Origin of the sequence: Streptomyces sp. NPDC056296, from assembly GCF_042268605.1 — a bacterium.
Lineage (GTDB): Bacteria > Actinomycetota > Actinomycetes > Streptomycetales > Streptomycetaceae > Streptomyces.
Genome location: NZ_JBHJRX010000024.1, coordinates 14,467 through 31,790 on the forward strand (window position 1 = coordinate 14,467; position 17,324 = coordinate 31,790).

14 protein-coding genes and 2 tRNA genes are annotated in these 17,324 nt (G+C 70.2%); 4 read left to right on the plus strand and 12 right to left on the minus strand.

Annotated elements, in window-relative coordinates:
* Positions 1 to 56 precede the first annotated feature (56 nt).
* Positions 57 to 1,508, minus strand: a complete 1,452-nt coding sequence (locus ACFCZF_RS19055; protein WP_375922349.1) for a catalase — start codon at positions 1,506 to 1,508, stop codon at positions 57 to 59.
* Between the two features lie 144 nt (positions 1,509 to 1,652).
* Here ACFCZF_RS19055 and ACFCZF_RS19060 point away from each other — a divergent pair, with 144 nt between their 5' ends.
* Complete coding sequence (locus tag ACFCZF_RS19060) at positions 1,653 to 2,069, plus strand: Fur family transcriptional regulator (RefSeq protein WP_310871323.1); 417 nt, start codon at positions 1,653 to 1,655, stop codon at positions 2,067 to 2,069.
* Positions 2,070 to 2,174: 105 nt separating this feature from the next.
* Here ACFCZF_RS19060 and ACFCZF_RS19065 read toward each other — a convergent pair.
* From ACFCZF_RS19065 to ACFCZF_RS19080, 4 genes are all read right to left on the minus strand, one after another.
* Positions 2,175 to 2,248: transfer RNA gene (locus ACFCZF_RS19065), tRNA-Met, on the minus strand.
* A gap of 210 nt (positions 2,249 to 2,458) precedes the next feature.
* Positions 2,459 to 4,276: a tetratricopeptide repeat protein gene (locus ACFCZF_RS19070; RefSeq protein ID WP_375922352.1), complete on the minus strand. Its 1,818-nt coding sequence runs from the start codon at positions 4,274 to 4,276 to the stop codon at positions 2,459 to 2,461.
* Between the two features lie 239 nt (positions 4,277 to 4,515).
* A tRNA-Met gene (locus tag ACFCZF_RS19075) sits at positions 4,516 to 4,589 on the minus strand.
* 75 nt (positions 4,590 to 4,664) lie between these two features.
* On the minus strand, positions 4,665 to 7,649 hold the full coding sequence (locus ACFCZF_RS19080; RefSeq protein ID WP_376672699.1) for a UPF0182 family protein: 2,985 nt from the start codon (positions 7,647 to 7,649) through the stop codon (positions 4,665 to 4,667).
* A 164-nt stretch (positions 7,650 to 7,813) separates the two neighbouring features.
* Here ACFCZF_RS19080 and ACFCZF_RS19085 point away from each other — a divergent pair, with 164 nt between their 5' ends.
* Positions 7,814 to 8,356: a PPA1309 family protein gene (locus ACFCZF_RS19085; RefSeq protein ID WP_375924526.1), complete on the plus strand. Its 543-nt coding sequence runs from the start codon at positions 7,814 to 7,816 to the stop codon at positions 8,354 to 8,356.
* A gap of 32 nt (positions 8,357 to 8,388) precedes the next feature.
* Here ACFCZF_RS19085 and ACFCZF_RS19090 read toward each other — a convergent pair whose 3' ends face one another.
* The 4 genes from ACFCZF_RS19090 to ACFCZF_RS19105 form a co-directional block, all read right to left on the minus strand.
* Entirely contained in the window at positions 8,389 to 9,483 is a 1,095-nt protein-coding gene (locus tag ACFCZF_RS19090) for a PDZ domain-containing protein (protein WP_375924524.1), read from the minus strand.
* A gap of 55 nt (positions 9,484 to 9,538) precedes the next feature.
* Positions 9,539 to 9,703: a hypothetical protein gene (locus ACFCZF_RS19095; RefSeq protein WP_375924523.1), complete on the minus strand. Its 165-nt coding sequence runs from the start codon at positions 9,701 to 9,703 to the stop codon at positions 9,539 to 9,541.
* A gap of 136 nt (positions 9,704 to 9,839) precedes the next feature.
* Positions 9,840 to 10,301: a molybdenum cofactor biosynthesis protein MoaE gene (locus ACFCZF_RS19100; protein WP_375924521.1), complete on the minus strand. Its 462-nt coding sequence runs from the start codon at positions 10,299 to 10,301 to the stop codon at positions 9,840 to 9,842.
* Between the two features lie 358 nt (positions 10,302 to 10,659).
* The gene (locus ACFCZF_RS19105; RefSeq protein ID WP_375924519.1) at positions 10,660 to 11,781 is read right to left on the minus strand and encodes an SDR family oxidoreductase; all 1,122 of its coding nucleotides are present in this window, start codon (positions 11,779 to 11,781) and stop codon (positions 10,660 to 10,662) included.
* A 192-nt stretch (positions 11,782 to 11,973) separates the two neighbouring features.
* Here ACFCZF_RS19105 and ACFCZF_RS19110 point away from each other — a divergent pair, with 192 nt between their 5' ends.
* Positions 11,974 to 13,437, plus strand: a complete 1,464-nt coding sequence (locus tag ACFCZF_RS19110; RefSeq protein ID WP_376672640.1) for a zinc-dependent metalloprotease — start codon at positions 11,974 to 11,976, stop codon at positions 13,435 to 13,437.
* Positions 13,434 to 13,949 carry an NUDIX hydrolase gene (locus tag ACFCZF_RS19115; RefSeq protein WP_376672641.1) on the plus strand — a complete coding sequence of 172 codons (516 nt, stop codon included), beginning with the start codon at positions 13,434 to 13,436 and terminating at the stop codon, positions 13,947 to 13,949. Before ACFCZF_RS19110 ends, ACFCZF_RS19115 begins: the two co-directional genes overlap by 4 nt.
* 65 nt (positions 13,950 to 14,014) lie before the next feature.
* Here the strand turns inward: ACFCZF_RS19115 and ACFCZF_RS19120 are convergent, their stop codons facing one another.
* The 3 genes from ACFCZF_RS19120 to ACFCZF_RS19130 are packed head-to-tail and all read right to left on the minus strand — an operon-like array spanning position 14,015 to position 17,212.
* Positions 14,015 to 14,770: an AIM24 family protein gene (locus ACFCZF_RS19120; protein ID WP_376672642.1), complete on the minus strand. Its 756-nt coding sequence runs from the start codon at positions 14,768 to 14,770 to the stop codon at positions 14,015 to 14,017.
* Between the two features lie 17 nt (positions 14,771 to 14,787).
* Positions 14,788 to 15,468 (minus strand): AIM24 family protein, encoded by a 681-nt coding sequence (locus tag ACFCZF_RS19125; protein ID WP_217246527.1) that lies wholly within the window; start codon positions 15,466 to 15,468, stop codon positions 14,788 to 14,790.
* A 13-nt stretch (positions 15,469 to 15,481) separates the two neighbouring features.
* Complete coding sequence (locus ACFCZF_RS19130) at positions 15,482 to 17,212, minus strand: TerD family protein (RefSeq protein WP_376672643.1); 1,731 nt, start codon at positions 17,210 to 17,212, stop codon at positions 15,482 to 15,484.
* Between the last annotated feature and the right edge of the window lie 112 nt (positions 17,213 to 17,324).

Below are 17,324 nucleotides of genomic sequence, written 5' to 3' on the forward strand. Positions count from 1 at the left end.
AGCCCCGTCCCCGGGGATCCGGCCCGCCGCCACGACAAGCGGTCCAGTGCTGGACGTCAGCCGCGCAGGGCCTGGACCGCGGCCTCCAGCCGCTTGCCGAAGTCACCGTCGGCCTGACGGAAGTTGTTGATCGCGCGCTCGATGATGTCGTCGCGCGACACGTCGGAGAGGGCGCCGGCCAGGTTGTTGATCAGCCGCTCCTTCTCCTCGTCCGTCATGAGCCGGTAGAGGTTGCCCGCCTGGACGAAGTCGTTGTCCTCGGCGTGCGACGGAGTCGCGGTCTCGCCGGTGACACCCGAGACCGCGGACGGCTGCCACAGGGGCTTGTCCGTCTGGAACGGGCCGCCGAAGCTGTTCGGCTCGTAGTTCTTCGCACCCTTGTGGCGGCCGTCGTACAGGTAGCCGTCACGGGAGTTGGTGCGCGCCTCGGTGGCGTGCGGACGGTTCACCGGCAGGTGGTCGGCGTTGATGCCGACGCGGTAGCGGTGGGCGTCGCCATAGCCGAACAGACGGCCCTGGAGCATCTTGTCCGGGGACGGGCCGATGCCGGGCACGAAGTGCGCCGGGGAGAAGATCGACTGCTCGACCTCGGCGAAGACGTTCTCCGGGTTGCGGTTGAGCTCGAGCTTGCCGAACTCGATGACCGGGTAGTCCGCGTGCGGCCACACCTTGGTCAGGTCGAACGGGTTGAAGCGGTACTTCGCGGCCTCGGCGACGGGCATGATCTGCACGCCGACGGTCCAGGACGGGAAGTCGCCGCGCTCGATGGCCTGACGCAGGTCGCGCTGGTGGGAGTCGGGGTCCGCACCGGCGAGCTTGTCGGCCTCGGCCTGCGTGAGAGTCTTGATGCCCTGGTCGGTCTTGAAGTGGTACTTGACCCAGAAGGCCTCGCCGGCCTCGTTGTTCCACTGGAAGGTGTGCGAGCCGAAGCCGTCCATGTGGCGGTACGACGCCGGGATGCCACGGTCACCGAACAGCCAGGTCACCTGATGCGTCGACTCGGGCGACAGGCCCCAGAAGTCCCAGACGTTGTCCATCTCCGTCGAGCCCGTGTAGGGGTCGCGCTTCTGGGTGTGGATGAAGTCCGGGAACTTGATGGCGTCCCGGATGAAGAACACCGGGGTGTTGTTGCCGACGAGGTCGTAGTTGCCCTCTTCGGTGTAGAACTTCAGCGCGAAACCGCGCGGGTCACGGACGGCGTCCGCCGCGCCCAGGTTGCCGGCCACGGTCGAGAAGCGGAGGAAGGTCTCCGTCTCCTTGCCGACCTCGGACAGGAACTTCGCCCGGGTGTACTTGGTGACGTCGGCGGTGACCGTGAAGGTGCCGTAGGCGCCGGCGCCGCGGGCGTGCACGACACGCTCCGGGATGCGCTCACGGTTGAAGTGCGCCAGCTTCTCCAGAAGAAGCTGGTCCTGGACGAGCACGGGGCCGCCGATGCCCGCGGTCTCACTGTTCTGGTTGTCGGCTACCGGAGCCCCGGCCTCCGTAGTGAGCGGTCCCTGAGTCACGTACGCCTCCTGCGCCAATCCTGCAAAACCTGTCCCTTGGCTAATGCCGCTCCCGATCCTACAATGGACAATGTCTAAGTCAAGTAAGACTCCAAAGTCACACACGTTCGGGACCTGGTCCCCCTTGCTGTTAGGCTGGTCTGTATGAGTGACCTACTGGAACGGCTGCGTGGACGCGGCTGGCGCATGACCGCGCAGCGGCGCGTCGTGGCCGAGGTCCTCGACGGCGAACACGTCCACCTGACGGCCGACGAGGTGCACGCCAGAGCTGTGGGCAAGCTCCCCGAGATCTCCCGGGCGACCGTCTACAACACGCTGGGCGAGCTCGTGTCGCTGGGTGAGGTCCTGGAAGTCGCGACGGACAAGCGCGCCAAGCGCTACGACCCGAACGCGCACCAGCCGCACCACCACCTGGTCTGCGCCCAGTGCGGCGCGATCCGCGACGTCCACCCGATCGGCAACCCGCTGGCCGACCTCCCCGACTCGGAGCGCTTCGGCTTCACCGTCTCGGACGTCGAAGTGACGTACCGCGGCACCTGCCCGAACTGCGCGGCGGCGTAAGTCCTCGCACGAAAGCCCCGGCACCGATGGGTGCCGGGGCTTTTCGCGTGGGCGCCAACGCACCGAGGGCCGGAACCCTTTCGGATTCCGGCCCTCGGCCTTCAGTAGCGGGGACAGGATTTGAACCTGCGACCTCTGGGTTATGAGCCCAGCGAGCTACCGAGCTGCTCCACCCCGCGTCGATGAATGGAACATTACGTCAACCCCACGACGAGAAGCAAATTGCCCCGTAACTGCGGGCAGTCGCAGCCGACGTAGCTGCGGGCAGTCGTGCCGCTGGGGCGGCACGGGTGGGCGCAGCGGCACCCGGGCAGCGCCGGACCACGCGACCCACCCCCGCCCAGCGACAACGCCGGCGCCCTCAACCGCACCCCCAGCCCAGCGCAGCGTCACGCCGACAACTCCTGCCGCAACGCGTCCCGCAACCGCGCCGCCCGCTCCGCCACCTCCCGCGGCCCCAGCGACACCGCCCGGTCCGCCCACCGCTGCCCCTCGGCCAGCTCCCCGCGCCGCGCGCAGACCAGCGCCAGCCGCAGCGCCGCCCGCCCGTGCCCGGCGTCCGCCGCCCGGCGCCACCACACGACGGCCTCCGGCTCACTCCCCTCCCGGGCCAGCAGCAGCCCGAGATTGAACGCGCCGTTGCGGGACCCGGCCTCGGCCGCCTCCCGGTACCACCGCGCCGCCTCGACCACATCGCCGCGGGCCGCGGCCAGCATCCCGACCCGCACCTGGGCCCGCCGATGCCCCTGGGAGGCCGCCCGCTCGTACCACTCCTCGCACTCGGACTTCTCCTGTGCCGTCTCCCCCAGCTCGTGTGCGGGCGCGGGCGGCCGACGGGCGTCCAGCACCGCCGCCAGACGGTACGCGGCCTCCGCGCTGCCGCCCCCCGCCGCGCACCGCAGGAACCGCTCCGCCTCGCGCTCGTCCCCGTCGCGCAGGCGCGCCATCCCGACCTGGAGTGCCGCCTCGGTGTGCCCGGCGGCGGCAGCCCGCTCGTACCAGCGCAGCGCCGCCCGATCCTCGCCCCGTCCGGCGTGCAGGATCCCGAGGTTGAAGGCGGCGTCCACGCTGCCCGCCTCGGCGGCCTTGGAGAACCACGGCTCGGCGCCGGTCTCGTCCCCGCCGCGCAGCAGCAGGATGGCCAGCGCGTTGGAGGCCTCCCGGTGTCCGGCGTACGCGGCCCGCCGGTACCACTGCTCGGCCTGCGTGGTGCGCCCCTGCTCGGCGCAGAGGAGCCCGAGGTTGTACGCCCCGTTGTCGTCCCCGGCGTCCATGGCGGCCCGGTACCAGCGCTCGGCGGTCTGGGTCTCGCCGCGCTCGGCGTGCAGCGCGCCCAGCGCGTTGGCGGCGTTGCCGTCACCGTCCTGCGCGGCCCGCAGCCACCACACGGCGGCGCTCTCGCTGTCCCCGGCGTCCCGCAGAAGGAAGCCGAGCGCGCAGGCGGCGCGGGCCTCGCCGTCCTTGGCGGACGTCAGGTACCAGCGGCCGGCCTCCTTGAGTTCGCCCCGCTTCTCCAGGATCGTCCCGAGGTGCAGTGCGGCCCGCCGGTGGCCGCGTGCGGCGGCCTGCCGGTACCACTGCTCGGTCTCCTCAGCCGCGGGGGCCGCTGCCCCGTCGTCGCCGGCGCGGCCCTGCCCGGCGCGCCGGTCCAGCGTCCTGGCCAGCCGGTACGCGGCCTCGCGGTGCCCGCGGTCGGCCGCGGCCCGCATCCAGCGCTCGGCGCCGGCGTCGTCGCCGCGGTGTTCCAGCAGGTCGGCGAGCGCGTAGGCGCCCAGCACATGGCCCTGCTCGGCGGACTGGCACAGCCAGTACTCGGCGGCGGGCTCGTCCCCGCGCTCGCGGAAGTGCCGCCCCAGCGCGTGGGCGGCCGCGGCGGACCCGGCGACGGCGGCGATCCGCCACCATCCGGCGGCCTCGTCGGCGTATCCGCGCTGGTGCAGCAGGACGCCCAGGTTGTTGGCGGCGGCTCGGTCACCGGCCGCGGTGGCGGCACGCAGATGGGTTTCGGCCCCGTCGAAGTCGCCGCGGCGCAGCAGCATCGCGCCGAGGACGCTCATCGCCTCCACGTCGCCGGCATCGACGGCGAGCCGCAGGCGCACTTCCTCGGCAGCCTCGTCGGCGGCCTCCTGGGCCTCGTCCGCGGCTTCCTCCTGACCGGACGGCTGCGCAAAACGCCCCGTCCCGAACAGATTTGCCATGTCCCCCATAACGTCCATCGTCGCACCACCTGCAACCTGGGTACATCCGGTATACCGCAGCCAGTGAGGTCACTTCAGCGTTTTGTCGACATGCCCACAGGGAGACAAGTCAAACACAGATCTCCCCAACTCCCCTTGGCGGCGCGGCCGTAGCCCGCACCGGCACATGCGTTCGCACATCACAAAGGCCCGGATCCCTTTCGGAATCCGGGCCTTCATGGTCGTTCGCACATAGCTCACGACTTCAGTAGCGGGGACAGGATTTGAACCTGCGACCTCTGGGTTATGAGCCCAGCGAGCTACCGAGCTGCTCCACCCCGCGCCGTTGTGTTCACAACCCTAGCACGGCGCGGGATGGGCTTTGACCAGCTCTAACGCTCAGCTCGAAGCAACGGGGTCAGCCGCTGCCCTGGTCCGAGCCGGAATCTCCGGTGGGGTCCGGACTCGGACTGGCCTTGCCGTCCTCACCCTTGTCCCCGTTCTTGTCGTCCCCGTTCTTGCCGCCGCCCTCGTCGGCCTTGGCCTGCGCATCCTCGGCGCGCTGCAGGGCTTCCTCCAGATCCTTCTGCGCCTCCGCGTACGCGGCGAGGTCCTTCTGTTCCAACGCCTTCTGGCCGGCGTCGAAGGCCTTCTGCGCGTCACTGAGCGCTTCCCGGACCGTCGGGTTGGTGGACGTCGGCGGTGGCTCGGCGGTGTCCTCGCCCTCGTCCGGTGGTGGCTCGGTCGAGCCTCCCTCAGCCTCACCGAAGACCTTGGCGAGGGCCTCGTCGAGCGTGTTCTCGAAGGCGGTGTTGCCCCCGTAGCTCACCAGGACCTTGCGCAGCAGCGGGTATTTGAGGTCGCCACCGCGCACATAGACCGGCTCGACGTACAACAGCCCTCCGTCGAGCGGCACCGTCAGCAGGTTGCCGTACTCGACCTCGGAGTCGCCGCCTCTCAGCAGCCTGATGGTCTCGGCGATGTCCTGCTCGGAGTTCAACTGGCTCTGGACCTGTTTCGGTCCGTTGACGGTCGTACTGGTCGGCAGCTTCAGGATTCTGATCTTGCCGTAGCCCTCTGTCCCGGCCTCGGCGTCGACCGCCATGAACGCGCTGAGGTTGTCACGTCCGTTGGGCGTGAACGTCGTCGTGAGAGAGAACGCCTGTTGATCCTGATCGGGCATCTTCATGCTCAGGTAGTACGGCGGTACCGCGTCGCCCGACTTGTTGGTCGGGTCGTCCGGAACCTGCCACACCTCGCTGCCGCTGAGGAACGTGTTGGCGTCCTTCACGTGGTAGCGCGTGAGCAGCTCGCGCTGGACCTTGAACAGGTCCTGCGGGTAGCGCAGATGCGCCATCAGCGTGTCGGAGATCTCGCTCTTGTCCTGCACCGTGTTCGGGAACGCCTTCATCCAGGTCTTGAGGACCGGGTCCTTGGTGTCCCACTGGTAGAGCTTGACGTCACCGCTGTACGCGTCGACGGTCGCCTTCACGGAGTTGCGGATGTAGTTGACCTGGTTCTGCTGGGCCACCACCGCGCGCTGGTCGTTGGCCGCGGTCAGCGAGTCCGCGGTCGTGTCGCCGAGCGTCGTACGCGAGGCGTACGGATAGCCGTTCGTCGTCGTGTACGCGTCGACGATCCACTGGATACGGCCGTCCACCACCGCCGGATAGGCGTCACCGTCGATGGTCAGCCACGGGGCGACCGCCTCGACGCGCTCCTTGGGCGTGCGGTTGTACAGGATCCGCGAGCCCTCCCCGATCGCACCGGAGTAGAGGATCTGTGGCTCGCTGAACGCTGCCGCGTACGCCGCCCGGTTGATCGGGTTGGACAGGTCCACCCCGCCGTCGCCCTTGTAGCTGAACGTCTTCTCGCCGTTGTCGTCGGAGTAGTCGATCTCCTTCTGGGGACCGCCGACGATCGAGTAGGTGGTGGTCTTCTCGCCGTAGTAGACCCGCTGCTCGTACGTCCCGAGGTCGCCCTTGGACGGCAGGTCGGACTCGGTGAAGACCGGACGGCCCTCGGAGTCGACCTCGGTGCCCTTGGCCGCGACCACTCCGTAGCCGTGGGTGTAGCGGAAGTGGTTGTTGATCCAGTTCTTCTTCGGGATGCCGGCCAGGTTCAGCTCGCGCAGACCGATGACCGTGTCCTGGTCCTTGCCGTCCTTGGCGTAGCGGTCGACGTCCAGGTTGTTCGGGAACGCGTAGTAGTTCCTCATCTGCTGGAGCTGCTGGAACGTCGGCGAGATGACGTTCGGGTCCATGATCCGGATGGACGCGGCGGCGTCCACGTCGTCACGGAGCTTGGTCTGGTCCTTGGTCTGGCTCACGCCCGGGTACTCGGTGACCTGGGTGCCCTCGATGCCGTAGGCGTCGCGCGTCGCCTTGAGGTTCTTCTCGACGTACGGCGCCTCCTTGGCCTGCTCGTTCGGCTGCACCTGGAACTTCTGGACCAGCGCCGGGTACAGACCGCCGATGAGGATCGCGGAGAGCACCATCAGACCGAAGCCGATCACGGGCAGCTGCCAGGTGCGCCGCCAGATGGTGGCGAAGAACAGCAGCGCGCAGATGACGGCGATGCAGAACAGGATCGTCTTGGCCGGCAGGTAGGCGTTGGCGTCGACGTACCTCAGACCGGTCCAGCTGTCGGTCGCCTTGAAGTCGCTGGACTTCACCGCCAGCCCGTACCGGTCGAGCCAGTAGGCGACCGCCTTGAGGGCGACGAAGACGCCGATGAGCACCGAAAGGTGGCCGGTGGCCGCGGCCGTGGCGCGCGCGCCGGGGCTGGTGACGCGGAGCCCGCCGTACAGGTAGTGGGTGAGCGCGGCGGCGATCACGGAGATGATCACGGCGGCGAAGCCGAAGCCGAGCAGGAACCGGTACCAGGGCAGGTCGAAGGCGTAGAAGGAGACGTCCAGCTTGAACTGGGGGTCCTTCTGCCCGAAGGGCACGCCGTTGACCCACATCAGCCAGGTCCGCCACTGGCCGGACGCGGAGGCGCCGGCGATCAGACCGACCAGGGCCGTGATAGCGAGCAGCAGCCACTTCTTGTACGGGGCGATGCCCATCCGGTACCGGTCGAGGTTCTGCTGCTCCATCGACATGGCGCTCAGCGGCGGCCGCAGCCGGTGGGCCAGCCAGATGTTGAACCCGACGGCGAGCGCCATCAGCAGGCCGAAGACGAAGAAAAGCCCGATCTTGGTCCACAGGGTCGTCGTGAACACCGACGAGTAGTGGACCGACCTATACCAGAGCCAGTCCGTCCAGAACCCCGCGAACATGGTGAACGCCATGGCGAGCACGGCGAGGACGCCGAGTGTCATCAGCAGGGTTCGGACACGCCGGGACGGGCGGCCCACTCTGATCCGCGGCCCCGTCGGGGGGCCTCCGCCGCGGTCCGGCATCTGGAAAGCCAAGGTGCGCACCTCGAAGTTCGCTGTTGATCCGTCAGGCCCTCGGGTTCGTGGGCCCCCCGTGCGCCCCCGTGATCGTGGGCCCACACCTATGCAACTTACTCATCGTTTACTCGGTTCCCGATTCGGGCCAGTAACGAGGCAGGATTGTGACTATGTCCAACACCCCCATGGCAGCGAGCCCCCTCACCCGGGCCGTACTCGAGATCGACGAGTACGTCTCCGGCCTCGGCTGGGACCAGCCCGCACGCCTCTTTGCCATTGTCGACACCGCACGGCTGAGGGCCGATCAGCCCTCGCTCGCGGACCGGCTCGGTCTGAAGGACGAGCCGGAGAGCTCCGGCCTGACCCCGATCGAGCAGGACGAAATTCCAACGGACCAGGCGCTCGACGAGTTCCTGGGCACCATCGCCTGGCCCGACGCGGTCGTCGGCTGCGCGCTCGCCGTGGAACGCCTGATGCTGCCGCCGTCCGCCGAGGCCCAGGTCCCCGAGGGCCTGAACGAGACGAAGCTGGCGCAGTGGGTGGCGGAGCACCCCGACCGCCAGGAGGTCCGCATGACGGTCGCGGTCCTGCGCGACGGTGCCCGCGACTCGGCCCTGCGACTGCGGGAGAAGGACGCCGCCACGGAGGTGCTCACGGGCTCCGACCTGGTGCCGGGGCTGGCCCAGGCCCTGACGGCGACCTTCGAGGATTAGCCCCGCGGGGCTCTACGCGGCTGCCCGGTCCGTCATCCGGCCGGGCACTTCGGCAGGTCGGCGGTCTTCCCGGAGCGGATGTCCTTCAGTGCGCCGAGGGCGTCGTCGATGGTGTCCACCTTCACGAGGGTGAGCCCGTCGGGGATGTCCTCGGCGGCGGCCGCGCAGTTGTCGGCCGGCGTCAGGAAGTACTGGGCGCCCTTGTCGCGTGCGCCGATGGTCTTCATCCCGATGCCGCCGATCGGGCCGACCTTGCCGTTGTCGTCGATCGTCCCGGTGCCGGCGACGAAGTTGCCGCCGGTCAGGTCGCCCGGAGTGAGCTTGTCGTAGATGCCGAGGGCGAACATCAGACCGGCGCTCGGGCCGCCGACGTCGGCCAGCTTGATGTCGATGGAGAACGGGAACGTGTGATCGGTCCCCGCGGAGATCCCGACGATGGCGCGCTTCTCGCCGGCGTCGTCGGAGGTCGCGGTGGTGATCGTGACTTTCCGCGTCTTGGTGGGCGTCCGGCCCTCCTTCTCCGCGGCGGCCTGCTCCTCGGCGGGCACGATCGTGAAGACGACGTCCTGTCCGGGGTCGCGCTCGGTCACCAGCTCGGCGACGTCGGCGGGCTTCTTGACGGTCGTACCGTCCACCGCCTTGATCACGTCTCCGGCGTGCAGCCGGCCCTCGGCCGGGGAGTCCTTGACGACCGTGGAGACGACCACCCAGGACTTCACCGGGATGTCGAGTGCCTTGAGGGCGGCGACCTTGGCGCTCTCCTGGGACTGGCTGAACTCCTCGGCGTTCTCCTGCGTCGCCTCTTCCTCGGTCTTGCCGTCCGGGTAGAGGGTCTCGTGCGGCACCACGCGGTTGTCGTGCGCCAGCCAGCCGTAGACCGCCTCCACGAGGTTCATCTTGTACTCGGCGCTGGTGACCCGGACGGTGGTCATGTTCAGATGGCCGCTCGCCTCATAGGTCTTGTGCCCGTCGATCTGCAGCACCGGCTCGCCGTCATGGTCCCCGAGGGTGTTCACCGTCGGCCCCGGGGACATCTCCGAGTACGGCACGGGGATGAACACACCCGCGCACAGGAGCGCGATCAGCATCAGGGTGGAGGCGAGCATCGTCGCGGTGCGGCGTGGCATGGCACGACAGTACGGGACAGAGCTGTCAGAACACCGTCAGGGCTGCGCCGTCCGGTCAGGCTCCGGTGCGGGGCCTCTCCATGGCCTCGCGGAAGCGGGCGTACCCGTCCAGCTCGGGCCCGTCGCTCCGTGCCTTACGGGTCCGGTTGGCCCAACTGCCCCACAGACCGCCGCCGACTGCCGCCACAAGCGGAATCAGCAACCAGGCAAGCGCTGCCATGCCGACCTCCCAACCCCATGAGCGTCCGCGACTGACTGATCAGCAGATTAACCATCCGCAGTGACAACGCTCACGCCGGGGGGTCGGTTACGCAACCGGAGCTACGTGTGGTGACGCAAGGGTGTTCGTGACGCCTTCAGCAGGCGCCCACCCATTCCTCGGTCCCGTCGGAGAAGGTCTGGTGCTTCCAGATGGGCACCTCGTGCTTCAGGTCGTCGATCAGCTTGCGGCAGGCGTCGAAGGCCTCGCCCCGGTGCGGGCAGGAGACGGCGACGACCACGGCGAGATCCCCGACCTCCAGGTCACCCACACGGTGCAGCGCGGCGAGCGCCCGTACGGGGTACTCCGCGACGACCTTCTCGGCGATCCGCCGCATCTCGGCCTCGGCGCTGGGGTGGCAGGAGTACCCGAGCCGGTCGACGTCGGTCCCGCCGTCGTGGTTGCGCACCGTCCCCACGAACAGCGCGGTCCCGCCGGCCGCGTCGTCCCCGACGGCCCGGAAGACCTCGTCCAGGGAGAGGGGCGTCTCCCGGATGCCGATCAGCTTGACGGGGTCCGGCGCGGCCAGCTCACCGGGGTGGTCGTTCGTGGTTGCCATACGTCCATCGTGCCCCACGGCACGGACAGCGCGGAATAGCGCTATCGCCCGGCACGCGCGCGTACCACTTTGGAGCCTCCTACAGGGTCCCGTGCGGGTCGGTCGGGTTCCCATGGCAGGTCGGTCAGGTCCCGTGCGGGTCGGTCGGGTTCCCATGGCAGGTCGGTCAGGTCCCGTGCGGGTCGGCCAGGCTCCCGTGCGGGTCGGCCAGGCTCCCGTGGCCGGTCGGCCAGGCTCCCGTGGCCGGTCGGTCAGAGCCCCGTGGCCGGTCGGCCAGGGCTTCGTCGCCGGGTCGGTACGGGGCCCCGGGGCCGGGTCGGGACAGGGCAGGAGCCCGGGTGACGGCCCGGCGCCCGCGTCAGATCCTGCGCCGCGCCTTCCGGGCCCGGCGCACCACCGCGGCCGCGCCCAGCAACGCCACCGTCGCGCCCGCGGCACCCGCCGCCGTCGCGTCCTTGCGTCCGAGGCGCCGCCCGGCGACCGTGTGCCGCCCGGAGACCTCCTCCAGCAGCTCCGCGAGCACCTCCTCGTTGGTGTACTTCGGCCGCCATCCGGCGTCGTGCAGCCGGCTGCCGCTCACCACCCAGGGGTACATCGTGTACGCCAGGTCCCCGGCCGGGGAGGGCGTCAGCCCGATCCGGTGCAGCCGGGCCGCCGCGCCGAGCGCGACCGCCGACGGCAGCTCCATCCGCCGGATCCCGCTGAGCTCCTCGACCTCCTCCTGCTCCAGCCACCCGTCGCAGCCGACGGCCAGCTCCCCGTCGGCCTTCTCCAGCACGGCGTACTCCAGGGCGCTGCACAGGTCGTCGACGTGGCAGAACTGCCAGGCCGGCCGCGACCCGGCCACGACCAGCAGCCGGGGCGACTCGAAGTACCTGGTCAGCGCGGTGTCCATGCCTCCGACCAGCACCGCGGGCCGGACGACGGTCACATTGAGTCCGGGGTGCGCGCGTGGGGCGCGCCGGGCGAGCCGTTCGATCTCCAGCAGGTCCCCGACCCCCGTGGCCTCGGCCGTGGCGCGCAGCTCGGCGTCCTCGGACAGCGGCAGCTCGTTCTCCGGGAGGGCGCCGTAGACCATCGCGGAGGTGCAGAGCACGACCCGGTGCACTCCGGCCGCCGCGGCGGCGGTCAGGACGGTCTGCGTCCCCCGGACGTTGTAAGCCGTCCGGGCGGCCGCGTCGGTCTCCAGGTCGAGGTCGAGCGCCAGGTGCACGACCACGTCCGCACCGCGCAGTTTCTCGGCGATGGCCGGGTCCCGCACGTCCAGGATCTGCCACTGTGCCGCCGCGCACTCACCGCGCCGTTCGTCGATGGCCACGACCTGTCTGACCTCGTCGGACGCGGCGAGCCGCTCGGTGAGCAGCGCCCCGACGCCGGACGCGGCACCGGTGACCGCGACGACGGGTCCGCGCGCGCCGGGGCGGGCGGAACTGGTTGACTGGTTTCGCGCTGCGCGAACCTGCGGATCTGGGGAACTCACCGGGCGTCTCCAGCGGTTGTCTTCAGTACGGGCGCGAGCGACGCGTACGTACCAGGTGGCATCCATCCTGCCGCAGGCCGTCAGTCGGCGAAGCACCGAGGCCCGAACCGCCCCGGGTGTCTACGCTGGGTGGTGAAGTCGGGCAGCCGTGCCGCCGGAAAGAACCGGCGGCCCTACCAGCCGAGGAACCCCGTGAGTGACACCCCATTCGGATTCGGCCTTCCGCCGGAGGAGCCGGACGACGGCGACGAAGGCAAGAAGAAGGACCAGCAGGGCGGCGGTGGTCAGGGACCTGCCAACCCGTTCGGATTCGGGACGCCCGGAGCCGGAGGCTTCGGCGGCCCCGGTGCGGACAACCCGTTCGCTGCCATGTTCGGTTCCATGAACCCCAACGACCTGGGCGCCGCGTTCCAGCAGCTGGGCCAGATGCTCTCCTACGAGGGCGGCCCGGTGAACTGGGACATGGCCAAGCAGATCGCCCGCCAGACGGTCTCGCAGGGCACGCCGGACGGCACGAAGGACGCCAGCGTCGGCCCCGCCGAACGCAATGCCGTCCAGGAGGCCGTCCGTCTGGCCGACCTGTGGCTGGACGACGCGACCGCCCTGCCCTCCGGCGCGGGCACCGCCGTGGCCTGGAGCCGCGCGGAGTGGGTCGAGGCGACCCTGCCCGCGTGGCGGGAGCTCGTCGACCCGGTCGCCGAGCGCGTCGGCACCGCCATGGGCGACGTGCTGCCCGAGGAGATGCAGGCCATGGCCGGCCCGCTGATCGGCATGATGCGTTCCATGGGCGGCGCCATGTTCGGCACGCAGATCGGGCAGGCCGTCGGCGTGCTCGCCGGCGAGGTCGTCGGCTCGACCGACGTGGGCCTGCCGCTCGGCCCGGCCGGCAAGGCCGCGCTGCTGCCGGTGAACATCGAGGCGTTCGGCAAGGACCTCGGCGTGTCGCAGGAGGAGGTGCGGCTGTATCTCGCCCTGCGCGAGGCCGCCCACCAGCGCCTTTTCGCGCACGTGCCGTGGCTGCGCTCGCACCTGTTCGGCGCGGTCGACGGCTATGCCCGCGGGATCAAGGTCGACACGGCCAAGCTGGAGGACGTGGTCGGCCAGTTCGACCCGCAGAACCCCGAGCAGCTGCAGGAGGCTCTCCAGCAGGGCATGTTCCAGCCGGAGGACACCCCGGAGCAGAAGGCGGCCCTGGCCCGTCTGGAGACGGCTCTGGCCCTTGTCGAGGGCTGGGTGGACGCGGTGGTGCACGCCGCGGCCAAGCCGCGCCTGTCCTCCGCCGACGCGCTGCGCGAGACGCTGCGCCGGCGTCGCGCCTCGGGCGGACCGGCGGAGCAGACCTTCGCCACGCTGATCGGCCTGGAGCTGCGCCCGCGCCGTCTGCGTGACGCCTCCCGTCTGTGGGCGTCCCTGACGGACGCGCGCGGTGTCGACGGCCGGGACGGCCTGTGGGCCCACCCGGACATGCTGCCGACCGCGACCGACCTGGACGACCCGGACGGTTTTGTGCACCGTGAGCAGCTCGACTTCTCCGAGCTGGACAAGATGCTCGGCGAGGCGGCCGGCAAGCCCGACCTGAAGAAGAAGGACGAGAAGGGCGAGAAGGACGAGAAGGGCCGGGACGAGGCCGACGGCAAGGGCGACGGCACCGAGTGAGCCTCCACGACGACGCGGTCCTGGTCCTGAAGGACTACGCGGGCCAGGACGAACTGCGGCACGTCTATCTGGACCACCTCGCGACGCACCCGGACGGCATGTGGAAGGCCTGCGAGGACGGGCACATCACGGCGAGCGCCCTGGTGATCGACCCGTCGCGCGGGCGGGTCCTGCTGACCCTCCACAAGAAGCTGCGCATGTGGCTGCAGATGGGCGGCCACTGCGAGCCGGTCGACGAGACGCTGGCGCGGGCCGCCCTGCGCGAGGGGACCGAGGAGTCCGGCATCGCCGGCCTGGCTCTGGTCCCCGGCGGCCCGGTGCGGCTGGACCGCCACCACACGCCCTGCGCCTGGCACCTGGACGTCCAGTACGCGGCGGTGGCTCCGGAGGGGGCCGTGGAGGCGATCAGCGACGAGTCCCTCGACCTGCGCTGGTTCCCGTACGCCGAGGTCGCGGAGGTGGCCGACGACTCGGTCGTACGCCTGCTGGAGGCGGCCCGCGCCCGGCTCTGAACCGGGTAAGGGGTGACCGCCCTTGCGATCACCCCTTACGACCCTTGCGACAGCGCGCTGCGCGCTCAGCTCCAGACGTTGCCCTGGTTCTGACCGCGGGCGCCCTGCTGACCCATGCCGTACTGCGCGGCCATGCCCTGCCCGAGCTGGGCGTTCTGCGGCGGCAGCAGTTCGCTGGGCTGGACGAGGGCGAAGCCGCTGCCCATGAAGCTGAGCTCCCAGCCCTCACCGGTGTTACCGCGGCGCCGCCACACTCCGGAGGAGTGCGTCTGGGCCTGCATCTGCACGCGCAGACCGGTGGACCAGGCGACGATCGCGTCGGCGTCGCAGTTGACGTACTTGTCGGGCGTCACCTGCATCAGCAGCGGAGAACCCGAGGTCATCAGGGCGACCTTGCCCCGGCCGGTGATGTTGAGCTGGTACTTCCCCGAGCCGGAGATGCCGTACAGGCTGTCGACCGCGATGACCTCGTGGTGCAGGGACGAGTCCATCGCCAGCACATAGCTGCTGTCGACGGTGAGACCCTCCTGGTCGACCTCCATCACGTGGATGCACTGGGCGAGGTTGGCGAAGAAGACCGTGCCCTGCCCGTGGCAGCGCATCAGGTCCAGGCCCTCACCGGTGTTCGCACGCGCGCGTGACTGGTTGTTGCTCTGGTACTCGGCGTCGAACTCGACGAGCCCCTGGTAGGCGACCATCGTGCCCTTGCGGGCGAGCACGTCGTCGTGGCCCTCCAGGGCGACGCGGAGCATGTGCTTGTTCTGCAGGCTCCAGGCTTCCTGGGTCTGCTGGTCGTTGTAGGCGAAAAGCGGGCTCTGCATAATGTTCTGGCTCCCCCTCAGCCCCGGACCCGGAGGCGGTCGGTGCTGTCCTCGCTGGGCTGGACGACGACGATGCCCTGACCGGAGAAGGCCATCTGGTAGGCCTCGCCGCTGCCGCGGCCGATCAGCGACTGCGCCTTGAAGCTGCGCTTGCCCTTCACCTTGAGGTTCGGGGACCAGGCGACGAGCGCGTCCGGGTCGACGTATGTCTCGTCCTCACCACCGCCGCAGTCGACCACGATCGGCTTGCCCCGGGAGGTGAGCGCGACCCAGCCCTGGCCGGAGATCTTGGTGTTCCACAGGCCCTGGCCGGCGAACTTCGCCAGGCCCTTGACCCGCTCCACGCCCCACGTCAGGTGGGCGTCGAAGGCGAGCAGGTTGGTGGCGTTGACGGAGATCCCGTCGCCGTTGAGGTTGATGACGACGACGTTCGCACCGTAGTCGGCGAGGTAGAGCAGGCCGTCGCCGGAGCACTTCATCAGGGGCGCGCCCTCGCCGGTCATCCAGTCCTTCGCGATCTGGCGGACGGCGGGCGGATTGGGCTCGTACTGGACGAAACCCTCGTAGGCGGTCATCGAGCCCACGCGCGCGAGGAGGTCGTTTCCGGTCTGCATGGCGACCTTCAGCATGTGGTTGCCGTGGTTCTCCATGCGTGCGGTGACCGGTGCGGGAGCGTAGCCCGCGAGCGGCTGGTTCATGTCGGGCTCTCCCTCAGATCTCGTACGGCTGGACGATGACGAAGTTGCCGGGTGCCGCCCGGAACTGCAGGTTGACGCTCTCGCCCGTGTCGCCCGCGTAGGAGTTCCGGCGCATCCGCACCTGGCTGGAGACGACCACCTGGGCGGCTGCCGACCAGGCGACGACGGCGTTGCAGTCGGCGAACGTGGTGGGCGTGACCGGCAGCACCACGGGCACGCCGTGCGTCTTGACGACGATCGTGCCGGTGCCCTGGAACTGCATCGTGAACAGCGCACCGCCGGGAATGCCGTGCCCCTCGATGCGGCGGACCTCGTGCTGGAGGCTCTCGTCGAAGGCGAGGACGTTCTCCGCGGAGACGCAGACGGCGTCGCCCTGGAGCTCGATGGGGTGCAGCATCGCGGAGTTGTCGGCGAGGAACACCTGTCCCTTGCCGGTACAGCGCATGAGCTGCATCTCCTGACCGGTGGCGTTGCCCACGACCCGGCCGGCGAATCCGGCGCCCTTGTAGCTGAAGTCGACCTTGCCCTGGTAGAGCACCATGCTGCCCTGCCGGGCCAGCACGGGCTGGCCTTCCGCGCCGAGGTCGACCCGGACCAGCTTCTTGTTCTGCTGGGTCCAGCGCTGTCCGGTCGCCGTCTCCTTGAACTGCTGGAGCGCGGCCATCACCCCGGCGCCCTGCGGCGCGCCCTGGGGCATGCCCTGCGGGGCCTGCTGGCCGTAGCCGGGGGGCGGGGTCGGCTGCCCGTAACCCTGTGGTGGGGTGGGCTGGCCGTAGCCCGGAGGCGGGGTCGGCTGGCCGTAGCCGGGCGGCGGGGCCGGCGCCTGGGGAGCCTGCGGCTGGCCGTAGCCGGGAGGGGGCGGGGCACCCTGGCCGGGGACCTGACCGTACGGCGGCTGCTGCTGACCGGGCTGGCCCGGCTGGCCGTACGGGGCGGGCGCCGGGGCCGGGGGCGGTACCGGCGAGCCGCCGGGCGGCGTGTTCATGGGCGCGACGATGGTCTGCGCGGCGTGCACGTCGGGCCCGGGCGGCGTGGCGGCGGGCGGAGGGGCGAAGCCCTGCGGCGCGGGCTGCGCGGGGGCAGGGGCCGGGGCGGGCGCAGGAGCGGCGGCGGGGGCTCCGAACGCCGGCGGCGCCGAGGCCTGGGCGGGCGGGGCGAAGCTCGGGGCGGCGCCGGCCTGCGGCTGCTGCGCCTGCTGCGGCTCGGGCGTCTCCTCCTCGGCCACCTCGCCGCCGAAGTTCTTCAGCAGCGCGTCCAACCCGCCGTCGAAGCCCTGTCCGACGGCGGCGAAACGCCACACGTCCTTCAGGTAGAAGTCGCCCAGCATCACGGCGCGCTCGGTGGTGAACTCGGAGCCGCTGAACGGATACCGGGCCACCTCCTCGCCGCCCGCGACGATCCGGATGTATCCGGGGCCGACCTGCGACATCTGGCCGGCGCCGTCGATCGTCGCCGTGAAGGACAGCTTCTGCACCTGCGGCGGGATCCTGTCCAGGGTGACCCGGAAGGACTCCGTGTCACCCGCCTGCGCACCCAGGAGCTGGATGGACTCCTCGGGGGTCTTCGGTTGATTGAAGAACACGAAGTACCGGTCGTCCGACAACCGCTCGTCGGCGTCGAGACCGAAGCAGCTGATGTCGAAGCTCAGTCCGGGGCCGGAGATCTGCACGCCTACGTACAGATCCGTGCCCGCGGTGAGGTCACTGATCCTGGCCTTGTGGCCGCGTTGGAATTCCCTGGCCATACGTTACGACCGTCCCCCATCCGAATGTGAGTGCGTCGCGCCAGGCTAACGGCAACCCCGGACACCGGAAGAGGTCGGTACAGAGCCGATACAGAACCCGTGCGCGGCCGTG